The 26,590-nt window shown below is 48.3% G+C and carries 27 protein-coding genes; 1 reads left to right on the top strand and 26 read right to left on the bottom strand.

Annotated features, from left to right (window positions below):
- Positions 1–23 precede the first annotated feature (23 nt).
- The 23 genes from ADU23_RS22160 to sucC form a co-directional block, all read right to left on the bottom strand.
- The gene (locus ADU23_RS22160; protein ID WP_053375726.1) at positions 24–488 is read right to left on the bottom strand and encodes a flagellar basal body-associated FliL family protein; all 465 of its coding nucleotides are present in this window, start codon (positions 486–488) and stop codon (positions 24–26) included.
- Positions 485–712 (bottom strand): flagellar FlbD family protein, encoded by a 228-nt coding sequence (locus ADU23_RS22155; RefSeq protein WP_053375725.1) that lies wholly within the window; start codon positions 710–712, stop codon positions 485–487. The genes ADU23_RS22160 and ADU23_RS22155 overlap by 4 nt, the downstream gene beginning before the upstream one ends.
- 55 nt (positions 713–767) lie before the next feature.
- Positions 768–1,586, bottom strand: coding sequence for a flagellar basal body rod protein FlgG (gene flgG / locus ADU23_RS22150; RefSeq protein WP_053375724.1), 819 nt, complete (start codon positions 1,584–1,586; stop codon positions 768–770).
- Positions 1,587–1,703: 117 nt separating this feature from the next.
- The gene (locus ADU23_RS22145) at positions 1,704–2,081 is read right to left on the bottom strand and encodes a TIGR02530 family flagellar biosynthesis protein (RefSeq protein WP_053375723.1); all 378 of its coding nucleotides are present in this window, start codon (positions 2,079–2,081) and stop codon (positions 1,704–1,706) included.
- On the bottom strand, positions 2,081–2,590 hold the full coding sequence (locus ADU23_RS22140; RefSeq protein WP_053375722.1) for a flagellar hook capping FlgD N-terminal domain-containing protein: 510 nt from the start codon (positions 2,588–2,590) through the stop codon (positions 2,081–2,083). Before ADU23_RS22140 ends, ADU23_RS22145 begins: the two co-directional genes overlap by 1 nt.
- Positions 2,591–2,631: 41 nt before the next feature.
- Positions 2,632–4,002, bottom strand: a complete 1,371-nt coding sequence (locus tag ADU23_RS22135) for a flagellar hook-length control protein FliK (protein WP_053375721.1) — start codon at positions 4,000–4,002, stop codon at positions 2,632–2,634.
- Positions 4,003–4,053: 51 nt separating this feature from the next.
- Positions 4,054–4,959: an MgtE protein gene (locus tag ADU23_RS22130; RefSeq protein ID WP_053375720.1), complete on the bottom strand. Its 906-nt coding sequence runs from the start codon at positions 4,957–4,959 to the stop codon at positions 4,054–4,056.
- A 37-nt stretch (positions 4,960–4,996) separates the two neighbouring features.
- Positions 4,997–5,443 (bottom strand): flagellar export protein FliJ, encoded by a 447-nt coding sequence (gene fliJ, locus ADU23_RS22125; protein ID WP_053375719.1) that lies wholly within the window; start codon positions 5,441–5,443, stop codon positions 4,997–4,999.
- 8 nt (positions 5,444–5,451) lie between these two features.
- On the bottom strand, positions 5,452–6,777 hold the full coding sequence (fliI, locus tag ADU23_RS22120) for a flagellar protein export ATPase FliI (RefSeq protein WP_053375718.1): 1,326 nt from the start codon (positions 6,775–6,777) through the stop codon (positions 5,452–5,454).
- On the bottom strand, positions 6,764–7,603 hold the full coding sequence (locus ADU23_RS22115) for a FliH/SctL family protein (protein ID WP_053375717.1): 840 nt from the start codon (positions 7,601–7,603) through the stop codon (positions 6,764–6,766). Before ADU23_RS22115 ends, fliI begins: the two co-directional genes overlap by 14 nt.
- Positions 7,596–8,597, bottom strand: coding sequence for a flagellar motor switch protein FliG (gene fliG / locus ADU23_RS22110; RefSeq protein ID WP_141680233.1), 1,002 nt, complete (start codon positions 8,595–8,597; stop codon positions 7,596–7,598). The genes ADU23_RS22115 and fliG overlap by 8 nt, the downstream gene beginning before the upstream one ends.
- A gap of 23 nt (positions 8,598–8,620) precedes the next feature.
- Positions 8,621–10,192 (bottom strand): flagellar basal-body MS-ring/collar protein FliF, encoded by a 1,572-nt coding sequence (fliF, locus tag ADU23_RS22105; RefSeq protein WP_053375716.1) that lies wholly within the window; start codon positions 10,190–10,192, stop codon positions 8,621–8,623.
- Between the two features lie 42 nt (positions 10,193–10,234).
- On the bottom strand, positions 10,235–10,540 hold the full coding sequence (gene fliE, locus ADU23_RS22100) for a flagellar hook-basal body complex protein FliE (RefSeq protein WP_053375715.1): 306 nt from the start codon (positions 10,538–10,540) through the stop codon (positions 10,235–10,237).
- Positions 10,541–10,579: 39 nt separating this feature from the next.
- Positions 10,580–11,029, bottom strand: a complete 450-nt coding sequence (gene flgC, locus ADU23_RS22095; protein WP_053375714.1) for a flagellar basal body rod protein FlgC — start codon at positions 11,027–11,029, stop codon at positions 10,580–10,582.
- 2 nt (positions 11,030–11,031) lie between these two features.
- On the bottom strand, positions 11,032–11,445 hold the full coding sequence (flgB, locus tag ADU23_RS22090) for a flagellar basal body rod protein FlgB (protein WP_053375713.1): 414 nt from the start codon (positions 11,443–11,445) through the stop codon (positions 11,032–11,034).
- A 215-nt stretch (positions 11,446–11,660) separates the two neighbouring features.
- Entirely contained in the window at positions 11,661–12,431 is a 771-nt protein-coding gene (codY, locus tag ADU23_RS22085; RefSeq protein WP_053375712.1) for a GTP-sensing pleiotropic transcriptional regulator CodY, read from the bottom strand.
- A gap of 27 nt (positions 12,432–12,458) precedes the next feature.
- Positions 12,459–13,859 (bottom strand): ATP-dependent protease ATPase subunit HslU, encoded by a 1,401-nt coding sequence (hslU, locus tag ADU23_RS22080; RefSeq protein WP_053375711.1) that lies wholly within the window; start codon positions 13,857–13,859, stop codon positions 12,459–12,461.
- Positions 13,860–13,925: 66 nt separating this feature from the next.
- Positions 13,926–14,471 (bottom strand): ATP-dependent protease subunit HslV, encoded by a 546-nt coding sequence (gene hslV / locus ADU23_RS22075; RefSeq protein WP_053375710.1) that lies wholly within the window; start codon positions 14,469–14,471, stop codon positions 13,926–13,928.
- 59 nt (positions 14,472–14,530) lie between these two features.
- Positions 14,531–15,850: an FADH(2)-oxidizing methylenetetrahydrofolate--tRNA-(uracil(54)-C(5))-methyltransferase TrmFO gene (gene trmFO, locus ADU23_RS22070; RefSeq protein ID WP_053375709.1), complete on the bottom strand. Its 1,320-nt coding sequence runs from the start codon at positions 15,848–15,850 to the stop codon at positions 14,531–14,533.
- 566 nt (positions 15,851–16,416) lie between these two features.
- Positions 16,417–18,522, bottom strand: coding sequence for a type I DNA topoisomerase (topA, locus tag ADU23_RS22065; protein WP_053375708.1), 2,106 nt, complete (start codon positions 18,520–18,522; stop codon positions 16,417–16,419).
- 28 nt (positions 18,523–18,550) lie between these two features.
- On the bottom strand, positions 18,551–19,684 hold the full coding sequence (gene dprA, locus ADU23_RS22060; protein ID WP_053375707.1) for a DNA-processing protein DprA: 1,134 nt from the start codon (positions 19,682–19,684) through the stop codon (positions 18,551–18,553).
- A 177-nt stretch (positions 19,685–19,861) separates the two neighbouring features.
- Positions 19,862–20,794, bottom strand: coding sequence for a succinate--CoA ligase subunit alpha (gene sucD, locus ADU23_RS22055; protein WP_053375706.1), 933 nt, complete (start codon positions 20,792–20,794; stop codon positions 19,862–19,864).
- Positions 20,795–20,854: 60 nt separating this feature from the next.
- Entirely contained in the window at positions 20,855–22,015 is a 1,161-nt protein-coding gene (gene sucC, locus ADU23_RS22050) for an ADP-forming succinate--CoA ligase subunit beta (RefSeq protein ID WP_053375705.1), read from the bottom strand.
- A 350-nt stretch (positions 22,016–22,365) separates the two neighbouring features.
- Here sucC and ADU23_RS22045 point away from each other — a divergent pair, with 350 nt between their 5' ends.
- Positions 22,366–23,937, top strand: a complete 1,572-nt coding sequence (locus ADU23_RS22045; RefSeq protein ID WP_053377772.1) for a YifB family Mg chelatase-like AAA ATPase — start codon at positions 22,366–22,368, stop codon at positions 23,935–23,937.
- Between the two features lie 74 nt (positions 23,938–24,011).
- Here the strand turns inward: ADU23_RS22045 and ADU23_RS22040 are convergent, their stop codons facing one another.
- The 3 genes from ADU23_RS22040 to ADU23_RS22030 are packed head-to-tail and all read right to left on the bottom strand — an operon-like array spanning position 24,012 to position 26,567.
- Entirely contained in the window at positions 24,012–24,416 is a 405-nt protein-coding gene (locus tag ADU23_RS22040; protein ID WP_053375704.1) for a YraN family protein, read from the bottom strand.
- Positions 24,409–24,717 carry an EscU/YscU/HrcU family type III secretion system export apparatus switch protein gene (locus ADU23_RS22035; RefSeq protein ID WP_053375703.1) on the bottom strand — a complete coding sequence of 103 codons (309 nt, stop codon included), beginning with the start codon at positions 24,715–24,717 and terminating at the stop codon, positions 24,409–24,411. Before ADU23_RS22035 ends, ADU23_RS22040 begins: the two co-directional genes overlap by 8 nt.
- A complete protein-coding gene (locus ADU23_RS22030; protein WP_053375702.1) occupies positions 24,714–26,567 on the bottom strand; it encodes a hypothetical protein in 1,854 nt (617 codons plus the stop codon). Before ADU23_RS22030 ends, ADU23_RS22035 begins: the two co-directional genes overlap by 4 nt.
- Between the last annotated feature and the right edge of the window lie 23 nt (positions 26,568–26,590).

Raw genomic sequence — 26,590 nt, 5'->3', positions numbered from 1 at the left:
TCGAGGAATGTCTGCGTAGTCAGTTAAAGCTCTGTAATAAGAAAGTTCGTAATTTCTACCTTTACCAATTTACCTTTTGGGATAATCGGATTGATTAGGTTAAGCAGCTTGGATTCAAGCGCATCTTCGCCTTGAGACCCTTGAAACTCCTGTGCAGTCATATCAGCTAACGTGCGGTTAATGATAGGACGGACTTCAATTTCTAGCAGCTTGTCGAACTGTTCCTTTGTTTTCTTGCTGTCAAGCTGGAAAGCAAAGCTGAGCACCACAACATATTCAGGGTCTTTAAGGTTTCTTCTGAAATCCTTTAATTCGGATGTAACTTCCACCCGTTCATCAGCCGACAGCACTTTAACTTCAATCGTTTTGGTCTCTGTCGCCGTTTCCTTGGGATCAGTAAAAAAGGACTTAAATAAAATAATAGCAACGATTGCGATTAACGTTATGGATAATAAAATCGTTATTAGCCAAGGTAGCATTTTTTTCATGTTGAGGGACCCTCCGTTTGCTCACTCTTCTGGGCCGCCGCAACGAGGCCGATTGTTCGAAGATACTGTTGATTAAGCAGCAACAGATCAGCTGTCTTTTCTTTTACTACCAGCTTTTTTCCTGTCGTAAGCGTTATGACAGTATCCGCAGATTCTTCAATCACTTCAATGAGTAATGCATTAATCGTGACTTTTGTTCCATTCAAACGCGTTACGGTAATCATCAGTTACCCCCTCACACAGGGGGAGGCACTAAGCCTCCCGCTCATTATGACTTACCTATCGTTTTAAGTTAACGACCTCTTGCAATATTTCATCTGAAGTCGTAATAATACGCGAGTTGGCTTGGAAGCCGCGCTGCGCCACGATCATTTCCGTAAACTCAGCTGTTAGATCAACGTTAGACATTTCAAGCTGGCCTGCAATGATGGCACCAGTACCTAGCTCCGGATCACCTGCGAAGGACATAAAGTCTTCGATCGAAGCGTCAGGGTTAGCATTTGCTGTGACACGGTACATATTGCCGCCTAGCTTCTCAAGGCCGCTAGGGTTAATGACCTTGGCTACGCCAATCTGTGCAACTGCTTCTGTTCCGTCAGCGGTAACGCCCATAATCGTTCCATCTTGCCCGATGGAATAAGCAGTGACCGCTTCGTCAAGCACGATTGGCTCTTGGTCAACGCTTAGTACAAAGTATCCATCGCCCGTAACAAGCTGCCTATTGGAATCCAACGTAAAGTTGCCCGCGCGTGTAAGCAGCATTTCGGAATCATCGTTCGCTCTTACTACGAAGAAGCCGTCACCGTCGAGCCGAAGATCTGCCGGTTGGTTCGTCGTCATTGCGCTCCCTGCGGTATGTACCGTATCGATGGAACCGATGGATACTCCCAAACCGATTTGTTTTGCGTTTACGCCGCCGCGCACGCCGTCCTCAGGCGCGGTTACGCCCGAAACCGTCTGGCTTAGAATATCTTTAAACATCACGCGGCCAGCTTTAAATCCAACCGTATTGACGTTCGCAATATTGTTACCAATTACGTCAAGCTTTGTTTGAAAGCCGCGCATACCGGATACGCCCGAATACATCGATCTTAGCATTGTTCGTTATTCCTCCTGGAATATGGATTAGTCTCACTTGGCTTAAAAAGGATGTACGCACTATCATTAAACTGCTTCAATCGGTCCGCAGCTTGAGGCTTCCTGATAGGTCCAGCCTTACGATAAAATAATAGCGCTGTCTATCTGAGTAAACACATTGCTTCTCATTTGCCCGCCATCCATCGCCGTCACAACCGTGCGGCTTGGCACGTTGACAATCATCGCAATATCGCGAAAAACGATTAATGAGTCTTGAGCGCCTTTGGATGCGGCCTCTTCAACGGCATTCATAATTTTCGTCAGAGATTCCGGCTGCAGCTTGATGCCTCTCTGCTGCATGCGAACCTCTGCGTGGTGACTGAACTTAAGCACCTTCGCATCAAGCATCTCTTGAAATGGAGTTGGCTGCGATGAACGGCTGACTGCTGATTTGCTTGGCTGCAGAGGTGTGGACTTAACCGGAAAAATATGACCGATTTTCACGCCATCATTCACTAGACCTCAGCCCCCTCCTCAGCATTCGCTTTATCAGAAGGTTTATCATCCGATTCGTCCGGCGGCTTCGTGTCTCCGTTTGTCTCCGAAACCGAAGTGACATATTCCAGCGCAACCTCTGCGCCGCCAACTCTTGCGTGCAGGATGCCATCCTTCGATATAATCGAATCCACAACACCGCTTGCTTTAGTTACTTCCCCAGCTTCGTTATACTCGTTCCATTCGATCGTTTTACCAATCAAAGTCGAAGCGGAGCCTATGCTCTGACGCATTAAGGTTAGCTCGGTAGCCATATTCATTAGCTGCTCTACTGAGGTGAACTGTGCCATTTGAGCGATAAAATCTTTGTCCTGCAGCGGCTGCATAGGATCTTGGTTTCGCAGCTGCGTGACTAGAATACTTAGAAATTGATCTTTGCCGAGTGTGTCTTTTTCTTTATTTGCTGCGGCTCGCACGTTTTCTTGGCTGTAATTCGGCCAAACCACGCGAGAAGGAATGCTGTTAGACATATCCGATCACCTCCGTTCACTCTAACGATAAAACCGCCCTGCTAAGCCTTTACATTAATCCCTCTGCCGAAGCCAAGTCCTTGAATAGCGGCTTGTTCAATCATTTCGGTCTCAAAATGGGCTTCGCCCGAGCCTTCATCGCCATTAAAGGTATGGCGATTGGACGATTGCTGTTCTCTGCTTCCTTGCCCTTGATGCTGCTGAGAAAGCTGTGCAGTCGACTGTCCTTGTGATACTTCAAGCTTATCAACCATTAAGCCTTGCGCTTGTAGCGCGGATCGAAGCTGCGCCATTTGGTTATCGAGCATGTCCTTGGCCATCGCTGTATCCGTTTGGAAAATTGCTGTCAACAAGCCATTTTGCATCGTGATTTTAACGTCGACCTGACCTAGATGCTCAGGGAAAAGCATGATCTTTGCTTCTGATACACCGTTCATAGTCGTTAAATCAAACTTCTGCACGATCATTCCTGTCATCGACTTGGCAAAATCGTCGGCAACAACAAATGATGTGGCAGCTGCCGCATTAGCGACAAGCGACGTAAGTCCGCGAAGTGTTTCCGATTGGCTTGTGCCGAGATGCACCTGAGAATTCGTTTCGATTGGCAGAGCTCCCGCTTCTGTGTCGACCGCTTGCTCCATGTTCTGAATGGCCGTAGACAATAGGGCTGGATGAACCGTTTGCTGCGATAGACGCTGCAACAAAGTGCTGACATCAGCTTGCGGTGCATTTTGCGCGGCAAACAGTTGTTGTGTGAAGGCTGACGATTTCGTTTGAGACTTATTCGTATCCACCGGCTCGCCTTCCAAAATCGCTGTTAGCGCTTGTAGCTGCTCCGCTACCAGCTTAGTTGGCTCTTGCTGTTGAATGAGCTTTGTCGTACCTTGCGGCAGCATGTTTTGCAATTGAAGAAGCGTATCCTGCAAGCTTGTCTTTACGTTTGCGACATTTACAGCCGCTTCATTAATAGGCAGGCTTTCATTTTCCGCAGACAGTTGGTTCTTTGGCTGCTGAATGACTGGCACTGGAATGCCTAGAAGCGCAAGCAGCGCATTCATTTGATCAAGGACGGCCTCTAGCTGCTTCAGCTGCTGCTCGTCTTCAACCTTCACTTCGCCGTCTTCCGTTTTCGGCACTTCAAGCTGCTCAAGCAAGCCATCAATGATCGACATTAGATCGGATAAAGCAGGCGCAGCGGCAGCAGCCTCTCCTTCAATCGCAGCGTCCTTTGCTACATTCGCTACAAGCTGAACGGCCTGCGTTTTGCCAGAACTGCTAGCCGCTTCCCCGTTAATTTGTTGAACTAACGTTTTTTGGAATTCCGCCCCGCCTGCACTTTTGCTTGCTTGTCCACCCGCAGTCGGTTGCGCTTGCTGCTGGGGAGCAGCGGTTTGTGATACCATCATTTCCATTTTTCTCACCTCCTCTCTAATAGGGGGCTAAAAAAGTTACGGGTACAACTCTTAACTTCCAGACATTAGCTTAGCTACGAGCTGGGCGGCTACCGTTTCATTGATTGCTGACATTTCTGACAAAATCGTTGATCTCGGCGCGTCGCCAACCGCATTCAAGATGCGAAGCACTTTGCTTGGACTGACATCCACCATCTTGACAAGCAGCTCAGCAGCGCTTTTAGGAGCCATCGCTGTGAAAGTTGCGCTTAATTGCGTTTCATCAAGCACAGAGGAAGCCTGTGTTTTTTGCGGTGTTTTCTGCGCATCCAGCTTCGCTTGCAGCGCCGCGATTTGCAGATCCTTAACCTTCACGTTGTCTTTGAGCTTCATAGCTGCGTCAGCAGCAGTCTGAGGATTCATCTTCTCCATAATGCGCACTCTGTCGTCAGGACGCATATTCGCAAATACGAGCACCATTTCATCTAAAGTCATGCTTTGCAGAATAGGTGCTGCTTTACTAGGCGTAATTTTGGAGAACATGCCCGCTAATTCTTGAATTTTCGCTTGGTACTGCTCATCCTCAAGCAATTGCTCGTCATTGGAGCTTTTGAGCTGGGAGTTATCGTTCTCCAAATCCTTAACCTCTTGCTCCAGCGCCGACTTCGTTTGATTGGCTGCCGCCAGCTCGCTTTCAATCGCAGTAAGCTGTGCTTGCAGGTCCGCAATCTTAGATGACATGTTCGCTGTTTTCAAAACATCGTCATTAACGGCTCCGCCTGCAACCTTTGGTTCAGGAAGCACGTCTTTTAAGAATGGAACCGAGTTTCCGGCCTCCAGCACTTTATTGCGAAAGTCAATATTGAACAAGGTGTACAATACGCCAAGCAACACGATGGCGAATAAAATCGGCGTCATCAAGAACATAATTCGTTCAAGTGTGCTGTAGCCTTGCTTTTCATTTTCCGTACCCGCCAATTCCACTCACTCCCTCTAGCCGGTATAACGCATCAATTTATGGGGTTGGTATCATGAAACGGACGCTTGCCAGCTCATCTAATTCGTTCTGCTCCTTGATTTGCATCGCATATTGAAACCGGTCACGCGCATGGTCCTTTGCTTTCAGCCAAACTTTTTCATCCTTCATTTTATCTGAAAGTTTAAGCCTGCTTTGCTCAACCGCTTTCTGTGCATGCAACACATCTTTCAATTTGCTGGTGATGCAAGCTACTAAATAATCCAAGTACTGCTGGATAACCTGCAATTCCGACAAGGAGACAGCAATGATTGAAGCTTCATGAAGCTTGCCTTCCCATTCATGTTGCTTCGCGCGCAGCTCCTCAAGCGACAGTTCCTCAGCCGCAAGAGCTCCGATCGCCGTTGATAGCATCCACTCTGCTTGTGTCTTTTCACTCGACTTCAAATCAATGACCTTTTGAAATGAATACCGAAACGATGCCATTTATCGATTCAACTCCTGTAGAAATCGGTAATTAAACGATTTTGCGCTTCCTCTAAGCTCACCTTTTCATTGGTCTTCTGCTTCGTATAGCTCTGAATGGGCTCAATAAATTGGAGTGCTTTATCAATTTCTGCATTTGATCCTCGTTGGTACGCCCCAATATTGATCAAGTCTTCCGAATCTTTATATATAGCTAGCATTTTCTTTAATTCATTGGCGGCATCCTGTTGCTCTTCGGTCACAATTTCTTTCATAACGCGACTGACAGAAGCAAGAACATCGATTGCTGGAAAATGACCTTTATGCGCCAAATGGCGGCTTAGCACGATATGACCGTCGAGTATTCCGCGGACAGCGTCAGCAATCGGCTCGTTCATATCGTCGCCGTCAACGAGCACCGTGTAGAAAGCGGTGATGGAGCCAGAAGGACCCGTCCCTGCTCTTTCTAACAATTTAGGCAGCGCTGCGAATACGGAAGGCGTATAACCGCGTGTTGCAGGAGGCTCGCCGATGGCAAGCCCTACTTCACGCAGCGCCATCGCATAACGCGTTACGGAATCCATCATCAACATGACGTTCAAGCCGCGGTCGCGAAAATATTCGGCAATCGAAGTCGCAATCAACGCGCCTTTCATACGAATTAGGGCCGGCTGATCGGATGTAGCTACAATAACGACGGAACGCGCTAAGCCTTCGGGCCCAAGATCCTTTTCCATAAATTCCAGCACTTCGCGTCCGCGCTCGCCGATTAGGGCGATCACGTTAACATCGGCGGACGTGTTCCGGGCAATCATGCCAAGCAGCGTGCTCTTCCCTACGCCGGAGCCTGCGAAGATGCCTACGCGTTGGCCGCGGCCAACCGTTAGCAGACCATCGATCGCTCTCACGCCAATGCCAAGCGGTTCAACGACGCGCGGGCGCATGAGCGGATTGCTGGGTTCATTATGAGTCGAATAATGAGGCATCCGGCTTGGCAGAAAAGAACCGTCGAGCGGATTGCCTAAGCCGTCAAGCACTTTTCCTAGCAGCTCGGATCCGACTTGAACGGTTAAGGGCTTGCCGGTACCAACGACATCGCAGCCAGGGCTTATCGCATGAAGATCGCCTAGCGGCATCAAAATAACTTTGTTATCTCGAAATCCGACGACTTCCGCTTTAATCGGCTTCGCGCCTTTGGATGGATAGATAAAGCATACGTCGCCGATGCTTGCGTCCGGACCTTCTGATTCGACTGTTAAGCCGATAACCTGCGTCACTTTACCGTTTATCCTTACCGGATCGAGAGGCTGCAGATGCTCGATGTACTTCAGTACATCCAAATTATTCACTATCATTGGAATAACCTCGCTCTTCGCCGCTGTGATGTGCAAGATGGATTAACTCACGTTTAATCTCAGCCAGCTGCGTATCGATGCGAGCGTCGATGCTCCCAAAGGATGAACGAATAACACAACCATTGTCCTTTACCGTCGAGTCTGGCAAAATTTGCAGCTCCGCTTGCGAATCGATCGCAAAATGAAGCTCTTCTCTAGCAGCTTGTACAAAGGCGAGCTGGCCAGGTGCGACGCAAAGCGTAATGATGCCCTGCTCTCTTCGACGTGACAATGATTTGCGAATTAATTCAATCGCCATCTCTGGAGCTAACGTCAACTGCTGGCCAATAATCTTTTCAGCAATTGCACAGCTCAGTTCAACAAGAAAAGGTTCGGCTTCCTGAATGATTTGTTCTCTCATTTGGAAAGCAGTTTTTAGCACATCCGATGCTTCGGCAAGCTTCTGCTCCCAAGTTTGACGCAGCTCCGCTTCCGAGTTTGCAGCACCTTCCGCATAACCAAGCTCATAGCCCGATTGCCGTGAAGCTTCGGAAGCCGCTTCGTCATCGGTCCGCTTTTGCAGCCACCAAACATCGATTTGCTGCTGCGTCTCGGCGAGCAGCTTTTCGCTCTCCAGCGCCGCTTCACGAAGACGTTCTTCTGCATAAAGCTGAGCATCATTCAAAATTTGATCTCGCAGCGTGATCGTCTCTTCATCAGGAACAGGCTCGGTATCTTCTTCCTGTTCTTGAGGCTCATTGATTTCAAAATTCCGTTGATGCAGCCATTCCAGCTGCTTCAATTGCTCAAGAGTAATCACGCTCGAAGATTTTATCAAATTAGACAATGATATCGTCTCCTCCACCGCGGGCGATGATGATTTCACCTGACTCTTCTAGACGGCGAATGGTAGCAACGATACGAGTTTGCGCTTCTTCCACGTCGCGTAAGCGTACGGGGCCCATGAACTCCATTTCTTCCTTGAAGGTCTCGGCCATGCGCTTCGACATGTTGCGGAATATAGCTTCTCGAACCTCTTCGCTCGCCACTTTGAGTGCAAGCTGAAGATCTGAATTCTCGATATCGCGAATGATCCGTTGAATAGAGCGATTGTCGATATTGACAATATCCTCGAATACAAACATACGTTTCTTGATTTCTTCTGCAAGCTCTGGATCTTGAATTTCAAGCGCGTCGAGAATGGTGCGCTCCGTACCGCGGTCGACACCGTTCAAAATTTGTACGATCGAATCGATACCGCCGGCATTCGTGTAATCCTGGGTAACCGTTGCGGACAGCTTTTGCTCGAGAACACGTTCTACCTGTGAAATGACTTCAGGCGACGTACTATCCATCAATGCGATACGCCTTGCAACCTCTGCCTGCTTCTCTTGCGGAAGCGAGGATAGAATATGAGAGGATTGTTCGGATTGCAAATAGGATAATACCAAAGCAATCGTCTGCGAATTCTCATTTTGGATAAAGTTCAATATTTGAGTAGGTTCTGCTTTTCTGGCAAAATCGAATGGTCTCACCTGCAGCGTAGCTGTCAACCGGTTAATGACCTCAAGCGCTTTTGCTTCGCCGAGCGCTTTCTCCAAAATATCTTTGGCGTAAGAAATACCGCCTTGCGTAATATATTCTTGAGCCATGCAAATTTGATGGAATTCGCTTAATATCGTTTCGCGGTCCAGACTGTCTACTTTACGGACGTTGGCGATCTCAAGCGTCAACTGCTCAATTTCTTCATCGCGTAAATGTTTAAATATTTGCGCCGAAACTTCAGGTCCAAGCGTAATAAGCAAAATGGCTGCTTTCTGACGACCTGATAAGCCTTGCATTGATTTTGACAATTGAACCACCTCTATTCATCCACAAGCCATGTGCGAAGAAGATTAACGAACTCATCCGGTTTCCGTTTGGCCAGTGTTTCAAGATTTTTACGGGCTTGACTGTCATTATTGACACTTTCCAAATCAAGCGTTGGATATTCTACCTTAGCAGGAGCAGCTAACTCTATTTCTTCTTCTACTGCTTTTTTGCGTCTGCGGGCAATTACATAAATTAATCCGCCGATGATTGCTAGAGCTGCGACGCCAATACCAATAATCCAAGGCATGGATAGCGCGTTCGCTTGATTAGCAGTGCTGCTTCCAGAGAATGTTCTCGCGATGACCGCAACTTTTTTAGCCATTAATGCGTCATCATTAACATCTTGTCCGGAATCTGCAAGCTGAGCTCTTACCAAAGCTGTCAAATAAGTCATAATAGCTGTTCTACTAGCTTCATCATTCATTTGTGACTGCTCGATGCCGATACTAATAGAAAGGTCTTTCAAAACAAACGGTCCCGAAACGATATTATTGTTTATCCGAGTAACTTCATAATTTCTGATTTGCGAGTTTGTCTCCGAAGAACCTTGACCTGCCGATGAAGCTTCATAGCCTGGCACATCAGTCTCCCCGGTACCTGCAACACCGCCAGCCTGACCAGCACTTCCAGTTGAAGTACTGTTATCGATCTGTTCACTAATGATGATACCGTTGTTGTTGTTGTTATCAAGCGGCTTCACCACTGACTCTTGCGATGTCTTCTTGTCGAAGTTCATGCTGCTCGAGATTTGAATGACTAGATTGTCGGCGCCAACGATCGGCCCAAGAAATTGTTGAATGTTTTTCTTTAGCTCCGTTTCATATTTCCGCTGAATAATGAATTGCGATTCCACAGCATCCGTGCTGTTCGATATACCGCCGTCCACTTCAGAATATGTAAGTTCTCCCTGCGGGCTGGAAATCGTGATGTCCTTCATCGCTAGATTAGGGACAGACGTTTTTACGAGGTTGTAATAACCGTCGATTTCCTTTTGACTAGGCCGATAGCCTGACATGAACTTCATCATGATGGAAGCCGATGCTTGCTCCGCGTCTTCCGGAGACAAAAACACGCTTTCCTTCGGCAAATTAACTAGAACCTTTGAACTGTCTACTCCCTGCATCGCATTGAGCAGTTGCTGGATTTCTCCGTTCAAAGCATTAAGGTATTTAACATTGAACTCATTCTCAGTCGTTCCAAACTGACTGGAACTAGAGTTAAAAGCTTCAAAGCCGATGGACCCATTTTGAACTAGCCCTTGAGAGCCAACATCCACTTTAATTCGTGATGCTTCCGTACTGGGTACTGAAATGCTTTTGCCATTGCCGCTAAGTTGATAAGGAATTCCGCTTCCGTCTAAGTAAGTCATTATGGCTGCTGCATCGGTCGTATCCAAATTTTGAAAAGCAATTTCGTATTCCGTTCTCGTAAATACGATTGTCAACAAGATTATTGTCAACAAGATTCCACTGATGGATGCCCCCAACCATATTTTTTGTTTTCTGCCCATTTGGCCCCAGAACTGCGTAAGCCTGCCTCTAAGTTGGGCGATTCTCTCGTTCACATTGTCACCTCACCCAAATACTATGCTAGGTCAAAAGTTGGATTAAATTTGCATCCGCATCATTTCTTGATAAGCCTCGACTACTTTGTTGCGGATTTGTGAGGTGAGCTGCAAGCTCAACTGCGATTGCTCAGAAGCAATTAGTACTTTCGTAACATCCACTTGACCCACCAAGTACTTGTCATTCAGCTTGTGAACGTTTTGTTCTTGGTTGCTTACGTTATCGATGGCTGTTTGCAAATATTGTCCAAACGTTTCAGTTAATTGAGCCGGAGTCGCTTCTTGCACCGATTTAGTTTCAATGAGCTTGACAGGCTGAACCGGACCGAGCGACATCGATTGAATCATCATTATTCCTCCATTGCATCTTATATGGTTTGATTACTTTTATTTCCCTATTTCCAGCGCCTTTACGAACATGGATTTTGTTGCGTTGAGTGCCGTTACGTTGGCTTCATAGGAACGCGTTGCCGCGATCATATCAACCATTTCCTTCGTAACATCCACATTGGGCATATTTACGTAACCTTTTGCATCCGCATCAGGATGTGTGGGGTTATAAATGAGCTTGTTCGGCGATTGATCTTCTTTAATTCTCGTAACTTTTACGCCTTGCGCAGCTGAGTTGCCGTTTAGCTGTTGAGAGAGCATGCTGGAAAACGACTGCTGCATCGGCTCCATGACGACCATCTTCCGCTTGTAAGGCTGAAATTGTCCGTTAACGAAACTGCCTCGAGTCGTTTCTGCATTGGCGATATTGGAGGAAATAACATCCATGCGCAGCCGCTGTGCAGATAATGCGGAAGCACTAATATCAAATCCTGTTGACAGCTTCACGTTTAGACTCTCCCTTCAATCGCTGTGCGCATCATTCTTACGTCATGATTAATTTGTTGGATATAAAAGTTATAGCTTAATTGATTTTTCGCAAGCAACGACATTTCACGGTCGATATCAACATTATTTTCATTGTTGTTCATCGAAGTTGTTTCATCGGTAACAAGTTTGGGTACTGGTAGAGTAGATGAGCCTGATCCGATCGGAATATGCTTTTGATTCGTTCGTTTGCCGACCAAATGCCCTTGCTGATTTCCCATCGATTGCTCCAATAATTCCTCAAACAAAACCTCAGACCGTTTGAAATGCGGCGTATCACCGTTTGCCACATTGTTAGAAATGACGCGCTGCCGCATTTCAGCTGCTTGTAGCGCACCTTCCAATCTTCCAAATGCTGCGCCATTCAACAAATTCACGTAGTTTCACCACTTTCACATAGGAGATCTTCTTAACGTATTCAACAGATTAATGCTCAATCCTTCTTTGTTCGACAGTAAAAATTAAAAAAATGAGATCGTGTGTCGATTTTTGCCGACATGATAATATTCAACAATTTCCTAAATTATTACAATAAGAAAAAAGCCCTATCTTTGAAATAAGATAGGGCCAATATGGTCTGAACGTCCTATAATTAAGACTTAATTTTATCCAATTCTTGTAAGAGCTGGTGATTTAATATTTTAATGTATGTGCCTTTCATCCCTAAAGATCTAGTTTCGATCACGCCGGCACTTTCCAGCTTGCGAAGCGCATTTACAATAACTGAACGTGTAATGCCTACCCGATCTGCGATTTTTGAAGCTACCAGCAAACCTTCCTTGCCATCCAGCTCTTCGAAGATATGTTCGACTGCCTCAAGTTCGCTGAACGACAAAGAACCAACCGCTACGGCAACGACAGCACGGCTGCGTACCTCCTGCTCGATCTCCTCTGTCCGCTCACGCAGAATCTCCATACCTACAATCGTAGATCCATATTCAGCTAAAATAAGATCATCATCGTCAAACGTACCCGACAAACGAGTCAGAACCAAAGTGCCTAGACGGTCTCCTCCGCCAATGATCGGAACTACCGTCATAATTTCTTGATCGCCAAGCCTAGGAAATGTTTCGTAAATGCCGGAATCAGGCTTAACGTTTGTCATCGACTCCTGCATATCAAGAAAACGGCCGTTGGTTTCTTGCGGGAAACGAAGCTCATCTGCGGATAAGGAGCGCATAAAATCATGATCATACGCATCTACAGCCGCGCAGCCAAGTATTTTACCTCTGCGACTAACGACAAACACATTCGTTTGAATCGTCGTGCATAGCACCTCCGCCATTTCCCTAAAGCTGAGCGCTTTGCCGGCCGCACGCTGCAGCAATCGGTTCAGCGTTCTTGTCTTTGTTAGTAAAGTCATTCTAATGCCTCCCAAAACTCATAACAACTACAGTATATATTGACTCAAATCGCGGTTTTGTGCAATGCTTCCCAGCTTTTCCCGTACGTATTCCGGGGTAATCGTCATTTTCTCGAGTGAGAGCTCAGGCGCTTCAAACGATAAATCTTCCAGCAGCTTCTCCAAAATCGTATGCAAGCGGCGCGCGCCAATATTTTCGGTATTGCGATTTACATCGGCAGCAATCGATGCCAGCTCATGAATCGCCTCATCCGAAAACTCGATTTGGATGCCCTCCGTCTCAAGCAAGGCTGCATATTGCTTCGTTAAAGCATTTTTAGGCTCCTTCAAAATGCTTACAAAATCATCTAAGCTTAGGCTCGTCAGCTCCACCCGAATCGGGAACCTACCTTGCAGCTCTGGAATCAAATCCGAAGGTTTGGCTACATGGAATGCGCCGGCTGCAATAAACAACACATAATCCGTTTTTACTGGACCATACTTGGTCATAACCGTAGAACCTTCTACAATTGGCAAAATGTCGCGCTGAACGCCCTCTCTGGATACATCAGGGCCTGAACCGCGCGATGGGCTCGCAATCTTGTCAATCTCATCTATGAAAATAATGCCGGACTGCTCAGCACGTGTAATCGATTCCGAAATGACATCGTCCATGTCAATTAGCTTATTCGCTTCCTCTTGCGTCAACACCTTGCGCGCTTCCTTAACCGGCAGCTTGCGTTTCTTGGGTTTCTTCGGCATAAGCTGGCCGAACAGCTCCTGCATATTCATGCCCATGCCTTCAGGTCCCTGACCGGACAGCATATCCATCACATTAGGCGAGGAATCCTCGACCTCGATTTCAATCACTTCGTTTTCTAGCTTGCCAGCAGCGAGCTGCTCCTTGATTTGTGACCGTTTTTGATAAAGCTCATTCTCTACCTCAGGCGCTTCCTTCGGCTCATCTGCTTGCTGTTGGTTGCCAAAGAGCATCTCAAATGGATTTTTTGAGGATTTGGCTTTTGTGGCAGACGGCGCCAGCAGCGTTACGATCCGCTCATTAGCTAGTTTTTCGGCACGGTCTTTAACTTTTTCGGTCTTTTCGGTTTTCACCATACGAATTGCCGTTTCAATGAGGTCGCGGACCATCGATTCAACATCGCGGCCAACATAGCCCACCTCGGTAAATTTCGTCGCCTCAAGCTTGACAAAAGGAGCTTTGACCAGCTTCGCCAAGCGGCGAGCGATTTCTGTTTTACCGACTCCGGTAGGTCCAATCATCAAAATATTTTTCGGAACGATTTCATCGCGCAGCGTTTCATCGAGCAAACTTCTGCGGTAACGATTGCGAAGAGCAATAGCTACCGAACGTTTAGCCGGCTTTTGTCCAACGATATACTTATCAAGCTCCGCTACGATCTGGCGCGGCGTCAGTGCATCATTTCCCATTATAAAATCCCTCCGATTTCTATTCTTCGCTATGGCATTCCGAAGCTAATTCGTTTATTACAGTCACTATTCGATTACTTCTACGATAATATTTTGATTCGTGAACACACAAATTTCAGCAGCAATCTCAAGTGACGAGCGTGCGATATCCTTCGCTTCCATCTGCGGGGCATGGCGCTGAAGCGCTCTAGCAGCAGATAAAGCGAAGCTTCCGCCTGAACCTATAGCTAAAATGCCGTCATCCGGCTCTATAATCTCTCCGTTGCCCGAAATAAGCAGCAAACCGGTTTTGTCCATAACGAGCATCATCGCCTCAAGCCTGCGCAGGACACGGTCCGAGCGCCATTCCTTTGCAAGCTCGACAGCCGAACGCTGCAAATTGCCGTGATGCTCCTCCAGCTTTGCCTCGAACTTCTCGAATAACGTTATCGCGTCAGCAACCGATCCTGCAAATCCTGCGACTACTTGGCCACGGTACAACCTTCTTACTTTTTTGGCTGTGTTTTTCATGACCATGCTGTTCCCGAAAGTTACCTGCCCGTCTCCGGCAATCGCGCCTTTCCCTTCATGACGAACTGCACAAATGGTCGTTGCGTGAAATTGCATTTCCATTGCGTTGCCTCCTCAAGGTTCCATATTGAAATAGAATGCCATGCCATCATTACGAAATATTACTGCAAATGTTCCCGTTTAAATTGCTCGATGCCTTCAAGTGCCCGATTAGCAATCATTTCATTCTTTTCTTTTTTGCTGCGAATCTTTTTCTCCAGAGGCGGGAATAAACCGAAGTTTGCATTCATTGGCTGAAAATGCTTGAAATCGGCAGTCGTAATATAGTTAGCCATGCTTCCTAGTGTCGTTTGTTCTGGCAGCACAACCGGCTCTAAGCCGCGTGCTAGCTTAGCAGCGTTAATACCGGCAATCAATCCTGATGCTGCCGACTCCACATAACCTTCTACTCCGGTCATTTGACCGGCGAAGAACAACGTGTCGCGATTGTTAAGCTGATAAGTAGGCTTAAGCAGTCGAGGGGAATTGATAAACGTATTGCGGTGCATAACTCCGAAGCGAACGAACTCCGCATTCTCAAGCCCTGGAATGAGCGAGAATACACGCTTCTGTTCGCCCCACTTGAGGTGGGTCTGGAAGCCAACCAAATTGTACAAGGTACCCGCTGCATTATCTTGGCGAAGCTGAATAACCGCATGCGGCAGCTTGCCTGTATGCGGATTGACAAGGCCTACGGGCTTCATTGGTCCAAACAATACGGTTTGCTTGCCTCTGCTTGCCATAACTTCGATCGGCATGCAGCCTTCAAAATAAACTTCCTTCTCAAAATCTTTAACTTCAGCTTTCTCAGCCGTCGTCAGCGCCTCGTGGAAGATTTCAAACTCCTCTTCCGTCATCGGACAGTTCAAGTAGGCAGCTTCCCCTTTGTCATACCTTGATGCTAAATAAACTTTATTCATATCGATTGAATCTTTTTCTACGATTGGAGCAGCAGCATCATAGAAATAAAAATATTCCTCGCCCAGCAGCTCTTGAATCTGAGAGGATAAGCCTGGAGCCGTTAGAGGGCCTGTTGCTATAACAACGATCCCATCTGTCGGGATTTCCGTAACTTCCTCATTGCGGACCTCGACTAATGGATGCTCATGCAGCCTGCGCGTAACCTCGCCCGAGAAACCATCGCGGTCAACGGCAAGCGCTCCGCCTGCCGGGACAGCATGCTGGTCAGCACAGCTCAAAATAAGCGAGTTCAGCTGGCGCATTTCTTCCTTTAGGACGCCTACGGCATTGGATAGTCCATTTGCTCTTAGGCTGTTGCTGCAGACAAGCTCTGCGAATTGATTGGTATGATGAGCCGGCGTTTTCGTAACTGGGCGCATTTCATAGAGAACGACTGGCACTCCCTGCGATGCGATTTGCCATGCTGCCTCGCTTCCTGCTAGACCAGCTCCGATGACGGTTACTTTTTGTGGTTGTGACAAAATGTATTCAATCCTTTCAAAATATAATTCACGATGCAAAAAAAGAATGGAAAAACGTTAAAGGCTTTTACAAAACCCTAATGCCTTTTTCAAAAAAAATCAACTTGCCAAGCCGAATTCCCAAACAGCAACACTCAGCTAAGCTGCACTTACTGCAACGCAGCCTAACATTCATAGAGTCATGTGAGGTTTTTGCAGCACTTTCTGCAATAGCGAGACTCCGCTCGACAACCGCAGCCCTATAAGAACAAGTAGGATAACCTAACTTTATATGATCTTCTTAAACAAGCTTACCCTATCGATTCGTTTCATCGTTTGTTAGCTTTATTATCAATTATCCATAAGTCTATACCGCTAGCAAATTCCCTGCTATTTTCGATCGTGCTGCCTAATGGCCCAATGGTTATCTAGTCGTCAGCTTCACATAAACGCTGGTTAAACCCTCCTGTACAGGAGGGTTTAATGTGAATTAACTGCCCGTTTAACAACGGTGTCCTCCCTGTTTGGAGGGAGGACGGCTACATCGTTAACATTCGTCTGCAGATTATGTTGGTCTTTAGCTAAATTTAATCAGTATCTGTGCCTTGCTCGTCTTCGTCCAGCACCTCTTCGGAATAGTCGCACGTTGGACAGAGCAGCTTCACGCCGCTGCGGTTGCGCTTCTCTACGAGCTTAGAATCGCACTGCGGGCACGGTTTGTTCGTCGGTTTGTCCCATGATACATAATCGCATCCAGGGTATTGGTCGCAGCCGTAGAAAATACGGCCTTTTTTGCTGCGTCGCTCAATAATTTTGCCTTCGGCGCATTTCGGGCAAGTGACGCCGATATCTTTGACGATAGGTTTCGTATTGCGGCATTCCGGGAAGCCGGAGCATGCTAAAAATTTACCGAAGCGACCCATCTTGTAAACCAAATGGCGTCCGCATTTCTCACATAGCTCGTCAGAAACTTCATCTTGAATTTCAATTTCCTTCATTTCATCTTCGGCTACCTCTAGCCGCTTCTCGAAGGATTCATAAAAATTCGCGAGAACCTTCACCCAGTCCTCCGTACCTTCCTCCACATGGTCAAGGTTTCCTTCCATGTTGGCCGTAAATTCGGCATCAAGAATTTCCGGGAAAAACTCCTCCATAAGCTGTATGACGAGATCGCCTAGCTCGGTTGGCATAAACTTTTTCTCTTCCATTGCGATATAACCGCGCTTTTGAATCGTCTCGAGCGTCGGTGCGTACGTACTCGGACGGCCTATACCCAGCTCCTCCAGCGTCTTCACAAGCCGTGCCTCCGTAAACCTTGGCGGCGGCTGTGTGAAATGCTGCTTGGGATCAACGGACTCTGAGTTGATCACATCGCCCGCAGCAAGCGGCGGCAAAAATTTATGCTCTTCTACCGTGCCGTCATCATTGCCTTCCACATATACCTTCATAAAGCCCGCAAACTTCACTTTAGAGCCGGTAGCTCTAAAGACCGTTTCGCCTGCTTGCAGATCTACCGTCATCGTATCTAACACCGCTGATTGCATCTGGCTGGATACGAATCGCTCCCACACAAGCTTGTATAGACGGAATTGATCGCGGCTAAGGAATGGCTTCATCGTTTCTGGATCACGTAAGATCGATGTCGGGCGAATTGCTTCATGCGCATCCTGAGCATTGCTGTTTTTCTTCGTATAAACCCGCGGTTGCTCAGGTACGAACGTCGCGCCGTACTTTTCCGTAATGTATTCCTTGGCTTCCTCTTGCGCAATTGGTGAAATCCGCGTGGAGTCCGTTCTCATATAAGTAATTAAACCGACGGTTCCTTCTTTGCCAAGCTCGACACCTTCATAAAGCTGTTGAGCGACTGACATCGTCTTAGACGCCCGGAAGCCCAGCTTCCTTGCCGCTTCCTGTTGAAGCGAACTCGTTATGAAAGGAGGCGCAGGATTGCGCAGGCGCTCCTTCTCCCGCACGTCAGATACAGTAAACTTGCTGCCCTTCATCGCGCTGAGCACTTCTTCAACTTCCGCTTCCTTGCCAAGCTCCCGCTTATCTCCGTTAATGGAATAATACTTCGCGTCAAAAGGAATGCCGGAATGGCTAAGCTTAGCCGTGATCGACCAGTATTCTTCAGGAACGAATGCATCGATTTCATTTTCGCGATCGATGATCAGCTTAACCGCAACCGATTGTACCCGTCCGGCCGACAAACCCTTTTTCACTTTCTTCCATAGAAGCGGACTAATTTTGTAACCGACAAGCCGGTCCAAAATGCGTCTAGCCTGCTGCGCGTTTACTAGATCCATATTAATTTTACGCGGCGTTTTGAAAGCATCCTTAACCGCTTGTTTCGTTATCTCATTAAATACTACGCGACATGTGTCCGTCTCATCAAGCTCCAGATAGTGCGCCAAATGCCAAGCAATCGCTTCACCTTCGCGATCCGGATCGGCTGCTAGAAAGACATGTTTCACTTTTTTGCTGGCATCCTTCAATTCCTTGAGGACGCTGCCTTTGCCGCGTATCGTTATGTATTTGGGATTAAAATCATTATCTACCTCGACGCCGATCTGGCTTTTGGGCAAATCGCGAATATGTCCCATGGAAGCTTTTACGATATATTTGCTGCCTAGATATTTACCAATCGTTTTGGCTTTTGCGGGTGATTCGACGATAACTAAAGAATCTGCCATGTAAGGCGCCTCCTCTCTCCATTGCAAGCTATAAAGCAATATATATTGATCCGGGCTGCAATTCTATTTTGCGTTTTATACATAAATTTAGCAGAAGTGCGTTCAAATGTCCAAACGGAATGGCGGAGAGCTCATGCAATTCATTAATAGATAACGGTTGATCCCTCAAAAAGGCGATCAATTTGCTCTCTTCCAGCGTTAGCTGGGCCGCTTCTGTCTTCTGCTTGGCGTTGTCCGAATTGTCTGCTTCCCTATAGGCATCTAATGCAGCTGGCAGCCACTTCAGCTCATCGATAATGTCATGAATGCCGCATATCAGCTTTGCTTCACCGCGCTTAATCAGTTCATTGGGGCCTTCGCTCTTAGGCGATGAGATCGGACCGGGTATGGCGAACAGCTCACGCGACATGTCAGATGCATGCTGCGCAGTTATGAGCGAGCCGCTCTTTGTAGCGCCTTCCACAACGACCGTTCCAACAGATAAGGCGGCGATGATGCGATTGCGCTGAGGAAATTGCCCAGGATGCAGCGGCGTACCGATCGGAGTTTCGGAGACCAGCAAGCCGTGCTCCGCAATTTTGTGAAATAAGGATAAATTCTCTGGCGGATAACACTTATCAATTGGTGTCGGCAGAACGGCAATCGTCCCTCCCGCTTCGTACAAAGCCGCTTCATGGGCTTTGCTATCGATCCCTCTCGCTAGTCCGCTGACGACCGTTAAGCCCGCAGAGGACAGCTCCTGCGCAAGCGCAGCTGCCGAATGCCTGCCATATGCGGTTGGCACTCTCGTACCAACAATGGCAATAGCAGGTCGCTTCAGCAATTCCAACCTGCCTTTGGCATAAATGACCCAAGGCGGCTGTGCGATTTCCCTCAGAAGACTCGGATAGTCGGGGTCATAGGGAGTAATCTCAACTGCGTTTGCTCTTGCAACTTCTTCTGCTCGGCCATTGGCCAGCATCCATGATTGCTTGGCATAACGCTCGGCTGCTGATTGCGCTTGGTCGCGGCGCAAGCCTATCGCAAGTAAATCCTCTATACTCCATAGTTGCTTATTCCAAAATTGATGCTTAACGGCCTTCTGGATGGCAAACCATCCAATGCCGGGAATCTCGTGTAAAGCAATAATCATTTGCCTGCGAATATCTTTATTTTGTTCCATCCTCGTCCAACCCTTTCTTGGCTTGGGCTGGCCTGCATTCTTATCTATTGTGCGTTACACAGCATAAGATTGCAAGTCAACCCATAAAATAATGGCTACAGGCAAATAAAAAAGCAACCTTCCAACTCCCGTTTTCGGGTCGTTGAAAGGTTGCTTACCTTATATCGAACTATTGAATTATTTACGTGTAATACATTTTTCGAGCAAGCCTTGCTCTTCAAGAACGCTAACAAGCGTTGAACCCATTTCCGATGGTGTCGGAGCTACTTTAATGCCGCAAGCTTCAAGCGTTGCGATTTTTTCAGCAGCTGTTCCTTTACCGCCAGAAATGATTGCGCCTGCATGTCCCATACGTTTGCCTGGAGGCGCTGTAGCGCCGCCGATGAAGCCGACAACCGGTTTTTTCATGTTGGCTTTAATCCACTCTGCAGCTTCTTCCTCTGCTGTACCGCCGATTTCACCAATCATGATTACCGCGTAGGTGTCAGGATCTTCGTTGAAGAGGTTCAAGATGTCGATGAACTCGGAACCTTTAACAGGGTCGCCGCCGATTCCTACTGCAGATGATTGTCCAATGCCGCGAGTCGTCAATTGATGAACCGCTTCATAAGTCAATGTGCCTGAGCGGGAGATAACGCCAACATGTCCAGCTGTATGAATGTAACCAGGCATAATGCCGATTTTGCACTCATCAGGTGTAATAACGCCTGGGCAGTTAGGTCCGATAAGAACGGTTTTGCTGCCGTCCATGTAACGTTTTACTTTAACCATATCAAGCACTGGAATGCCTTCTGTAATACAGATGACAAGATCAAGCTCAGCGTCAACAGCTTCCATGATCGCATCAGCAGCAAATGCTGGTGGAACGTAGATTACCGAAGCGTTAGCTCCAGTAGCCGCTTTAGCTTGTGCAACCGTGTTGAATACAGGCAATGATACGAGCGTGCCGTTATCAAGTGTAATGTCAACGTTCGTGCCACCTTTGCCAGGTGTTACGCCGCCAACCATTTGCGTACCGTATTCCAATCCGCCTTTGGTATGGAACAAGCCAGTAGCGCCTGTAATACCTTGGGTAATGACTTTTGTATCTTTATTGACCAAAATGCTCACTCTTAACTCACATCCCCTGAATGAATTCGTATGCAGCCGCAGGCCGCACAGCAAGTTATCTTATTTCACGAGAGCGACAATCTTCTGCGCGCCGTCCGCCATGGAATCCGCAGCCACGATGTTCAATCCCGATTCTTTCAAAATGTTTTTGCCGAGGTCTACGTTCGTACCTTCTAGACGAACAACGAGCGGACGGTCAAGACCGACTTGCTTCGCTGCTTCGACAACACCATTAGCAATAACGTCGCAACGCATGATGCCGCCAAAAATGTTAACGAAAATACCTTTAACCTTCTCATCGGACAAAATGATTTTGAATGCTTCTGTTACCTTCTCAGCTGTAGCACCGCCCCCTACGTCTAGGAAGTTGGCAGGGTCGCCGCCGTAATATTTGATAATATCCATTGTCGCCATCGCAAGGCCTGCACCGTTAACCAAGCAACCGATGTTGCCGTCAAGTGCGATGTAGCTAAGGTCGAATTTGGACGCTTCGATTTCTTTTGCGTCCTCTTCTTCCAAGTCGCGAAGCTCAACGATATCTTTGTGACGGTAAAGAGCATTGGAATCAAAGTTAAGTTTCGCATCAAGCGCGATAACTTGTCCGTCGCCAGTTACGACAAGCGGGTTGATTTCGGCAATGGAAGCGTCTTTCTCTACGAAAGCTGTGTAGAGCGAGATCATGAACTTAACGGTTTTGTTAACCAGATCGTTAGGGATGTTGATGGCATAAGCCAATTTGCGTGCTTGGAAAGCTTGCAAACCAACAGCTGGATCAACGATCTCTTTGAAAATTTTCTCCGGGGAGTGTTCAGCAACTTCTTCAATCTCAGTGCCGCCCTCTTCCGAAGCCATCATAACGACACGACCTGTACCGCGGTCTAATACAACGCCGATATAATATTCTTTTTTAATGTCGCAGCCTTGTTCAATCAGAAGACGTTTAACTTCTTTGCCTTCTGGTCCTGTTTGGTGGGTAACGAGCACTTTGCCTAAAATTTCGCTAGCGTATGCACGTACCTCGTCGATACTTTTTGCTACTTTAACTCCGCCCGCTTTACCACGGCCACCTGCGTGAATTTGTGCCTTCACGACAACTACCGGTGTTCCGAGCGCTTTAGCCGCTTCAACAGCTTCGTCTACGGAGAAGGCTACTTTACCTTCTGGTACGACGACACCATACTGTTTAAGGACCGCTTTCCCTTGATACTCATGGATATTCATTGTTGAAATCCTCCATTTCACAGACTGAAATCAGTCATATGTACACAAACCTCTATTATTGTAGCACCTTTCCCCATCCGTTACCTTACTTTCATACATAATTAATACGGCTTTTTTGATATGGGTTTCATCTCAATTTGAGATTAAAGGATTAAAACCTGATGGGGCCGCCATTTATCGGTGTTGTGAACTACGCCATCTAGTATGACCAAAACTGCTTTTCAATACCCGAATCATTTTAAACATTGACAATATGTAGCAGCCTCCTCTATGATATTTGCAAATTCATAATACTGATACGGAATCGTAAGGAAGCACCTTCATCCATCAAAATGGGGGTGCTTTTTGTTTTGTTTAGTTTAATCAAGAGTGCGAGCGTATATGGCGTTGACGGCAAAGGGATATCGGTTGAAGTAGATATTGCGAGCGGGTTGCCGCAGATTAACATTGTAGGATTGCCCGACCCCGCCGTCCGCGAGTCTGTCGAGCGGGTAAGGGCTGCTCTCAAAAACAGCGGCTTCACCTTCCCGATGGACCGCATTACCGTTAATTTGGCTCCGGCCGACCTGCGCAAGGAGGGAACGTCTTTTGATCTAGCGATCGCAGCAGGCATTCTGACGGCAAGCGGCCAAATTAGTGCGGTACATTTTGAGAACACCCTCCTGCTGGGCGAGCTTTCGCTAAACGGCAGCGTTCGGCCGGTAGCCGGCGTGCTGGCAATGCTTGAGCAAGCAAAAAAGGTAGGGGTTCAGAGAGTATTGCTGCCCATCGGCAACGTGAAGGAAGCAAGCTGGATCTCCGGCCTAGAGCTGTTCGCGCTCAGCCATCTTAACGAACTGGATTTACAGAAGCAAGAACAAGACGGCTGGGAGCATATCCGCGCCGATCAAGCTCATGAATCTTTTTCCTTTAAAAATAGTTCCTCAACACTCGCGGAAACAGCAGGCGATGATCCCGGCGATTTTGGCGATGTTATCGGTCAGCATCAAGCTAAGCGAGCGATGCTGATTGCCGCAGCCGGCAAACATAATATTTTGCTGAGCGGCCCGCCAGGCACAGGAAAAACGATGATGATTCGCAGGCTGCCGGGCATTTTGCCGCCCCTTAGCGAGCAAGAAGCGCTGGAGGTCACCAAGATATACAGCGTGGCAGGCAAGCTGCCCGGAAGCTCCCATGGATTGCTTGCGCAGCCTCCCTTCCGCGCCCCGCACCATACCGTTTCCGCTGGCGGCCTAATTGGCGGCGGCTCTATCCCGAAGCCCGGGGAAGTTACGCTTGCGCATCGCGGCGTGCTGTTCTTAGATGAATTGCCGGAATTTCCAAGGCAGGTGCTTGAGGTTTTGCGCCAGCCGCTAGAGGACCGCATCGTCACCATATCCCGCTCCAAAGCCGTATTCCAGTTCCCCGCCAGCATCATGCTTGCTGCTTCGTACAACCCTTGTCCCTGCGGCTATTATGGTCATGAATATGGGGATAAGCGCTGCACCTGCAGCTCATCCATCATTAGCCGTTACCGTTCCAAAATATCCGGACCTCTGCTCGACCGAATCGATTTGCAGCTTGAGGTGCCGCGACCGATATCTTTGGATCATGTCGCCGCTTCCCCATCTTTAAATACTGCTCAAATGAAGGCGCTCGTTAGAAATGCAGTGGACTTTCAGAAGGAAAGAAACGCTAATAACAGATCCAAAAGCAAAGGTGAATTAACAGGAGCTTCCCTTCGCAAAGCGGTAAATATTAAACCCGATGCGATCGGCTTGCTGGAGCATGCTTTTGAGGCACTCGGTATCAGCATGCGCGCTTATGATCGTATGTTAAAGCTGTCCCGCACCATAGCTGACCTTGCATCCAGCGAGTCTATAATAGAGGAGCATGTAGCGGAAGCGATACAATATCGCGGTCTTGAGAGGCAGCACTCCTAATCGAATAACTAAAGGGCTTTCACCTTAGGTTAGGTTCTTAACCTAGGCAAAAGCCCTATGTTATATGTATGGATTCAAAAAGCACCCTCGTAATGCTTGCATTCCACGATCGTCTCGTCCGTGCGGTTAATCGTGATTGCTATGACATCAAACCGAACGGAAGCATTTGAACGGTCAGCGCTTCGCAAATAAACCTGAGCCGTTTCCCTTACCTTTTGCTGTTTTCGGCGATCGACCGATTCAGCCGCTGTGCCAAATCTGCCATTTTGCTTCCTCGCGCGCACCTCGATAAAAACAAGTCTTCCTTCATGCTCCGCGATAATATCGATTTCTCCGCTGCGGCAGCGCCAGTTGCGCTCGAGAACCGAATAGTTTTTGCTTAACAAATAGTCACATGCGGCCGCTTCGCCAAACATGCCCGTTTGCTTTCTGTTGTCTCGTTTATCTCTATCATCCGCCAAGCTCTTGCGCTCAACCATTCTTCATGTCCCTTGCTTTGCGATCAGAACGATAAACAAAGCTTAATATTTCGGCAACTAGCGTATAAAGCTCTGGCGGAATCTCTTGATCGACATCAAGCTTGGAGAGCACTTCGACAAGTGAAGAATCTTCTTGGACTGGAATGCCGTTTTCCTTAGCTTTTTCAAGTATTAGGTCGGCCATATGCCCTTTGCCTTTGGCAACCATAACCGGGGCCGTGCGCTCGCCAGGCTCATATTTTAACGCAACAGCCTTTTTGATTTTTGATTTGGGCTGATCATTCGCTTGTTCGCTGCTCATATGCGATAATCGACTCCTTTGTAGCGATTGGAGGAAAAAGCGGTCATTTCCGGCACTTGCAGGCTTTTTGCGGCAGCGGCCGTCGCTTCAGCCGCCTGAGCCCCGGCCTTTGGCAGCGGCGTTGTTCGAAGCGATAGCAGCTGGAATCCGGCTTGCTGCAGGCTGCTTGCTATTTCATTCCGGGATGACTCTGCCAGCATGGAGATAGCAGGGTGATCATTCCACAGATTTAAGCTGACGATTTTGTCCATCACATTAACGTCCACCATCGTGTCCCCCAGCGTATTCATAGACAAATTGAACAGCAGCCTGCAGTTGGATGAGTCCAGCTCTCCTTTGCGCCCTCTTCTCGTCTGGATATGAACGGATGCGGTCTGCTTGCCATCGGGACTATTAAGCGGAATAAACATCGTAACATGGGTTAGCACGGAGCTGTTGCGCTCTGGCGTCAGCAGAAGCTGCTGTCCCGTAATTTGCTGAACGAGCTGCTGCGCTGTTTCTTTGATCGCGGGCGGTGTCTGATCGGAAGAAACTAACGCCAGCAGCGCGCTTTTTAGCGACTCTTGGTGTGCCGGCAAAGCTGGCTCTGCAACGGGAGCACTATCCGCAATGGATGAAATGATTGCTGCTGCCGCTCGCTCGACGCCATGCCTTGTGTCTTGGATTCTTATTGGCAGCGGCTCTTCCTGCTCTTCCGCATTCCCTTGCGCGTGTACATTCGTCTGAGGAGCCTCTTTTCTAGTCAACTCCACCGCTTGGCCAGCCTGTGGAGCGGACTGCGTCGAAGCTGCGGCTGTTTGCGCAGGCAAAGGCTTCGCAGCAGCAGAAGCAGCAGTCTCTGCTTCAGCCGCTTGCGGCGCTGGCGCAGGCTGGCTTCCGGAAGTATCCGGTGCTCCTGCAACCGCCTTGGCAAGCTGAAGCTCGTGGTCTACGCCCATCCATTTCATCATCTGTCCGAGCCAGTTGGGCTGGGACTGCGCGACTCTTGCTGTCTGGGGCGCTGCCTGCTCAGCCGCACCCTCTTCAGCAGTTGCAAGCGTACTTGCGCTCGCCTGCCCCAGAGGCGGTTCTATTTTTGCTGTTTGCGCGAGCTGCGCTCTTGCAATTGCAGCTTCTTTCGTTCCCATCTCTGCCGCCTTGGATGGCTCATTAGGCGACGATGCCGCGCGCAACAGTTCCATCCCTTCTACCAGCAACGCTTGCACCCGAGCTGCCGCCTGCGGCAATGGCTTTGCTTCTGCCGAAGCGCCGTCTGGATCACCGCTTGCGAGCGCAGAAAGCTGCTGCTGCATCGTTTCAATGAGTTCATGGGCGCTGCGGCCGAACATGACCTGCTGCATGGCACCAACCGTTGCGCCCGTCATCGGCAACCCCCGTTTAAAGGTTGCAGCTGCGGCCTGCATCCACTGCTCCGCATCGCCGCCCGCCGGCATCGCCGCTGCGGCTTGCTGAAAGGCTTGCGCAACCTCACGGTTCAGAATGACGCCTTCTTTGCGCAAATCCTTTACAATATGCGCCGCCCATTTCTGTTCAGGCAATGCGAGCTGCTTAGCCCATTCTTTAAAGGTATCCTCCGGCAGCCCTACAGCGCCCGGTTCAACCTGCTTCAGCGTCACAAGCGCTCCGCTTGATTGCGGCTGTACCTGCAGCATGGCTGTTTGCCCCACTTGAAGCGGGGCTTCCAGCTTCGCACGCACCTGCACTCCGTTAATCTGAACGAGCGCCTCGTTATTTTCCATCACCTGCAGTACGACGCCCCGTACAACTTGGCCAACCTTGAGCTCCATCGCCCGTGTATCCGTTCCTGAGGATTCCCCTAGGAAACTCCGCATCATTTGACTAATATTCATCTGCTCATCCGCCTCCGCTGCTC

The organism is Paenibacillus sp. FJAT-27812, from assembly GCF_001273905.1.
GTDB lineage: Bacteria > Bacillota > Bacilli > Paenibacillales > Paenibacillaceae > Pristimantibacillus.
This window is presented reverse-complemented; position numbering and strand designations above follow the sequence as displayed.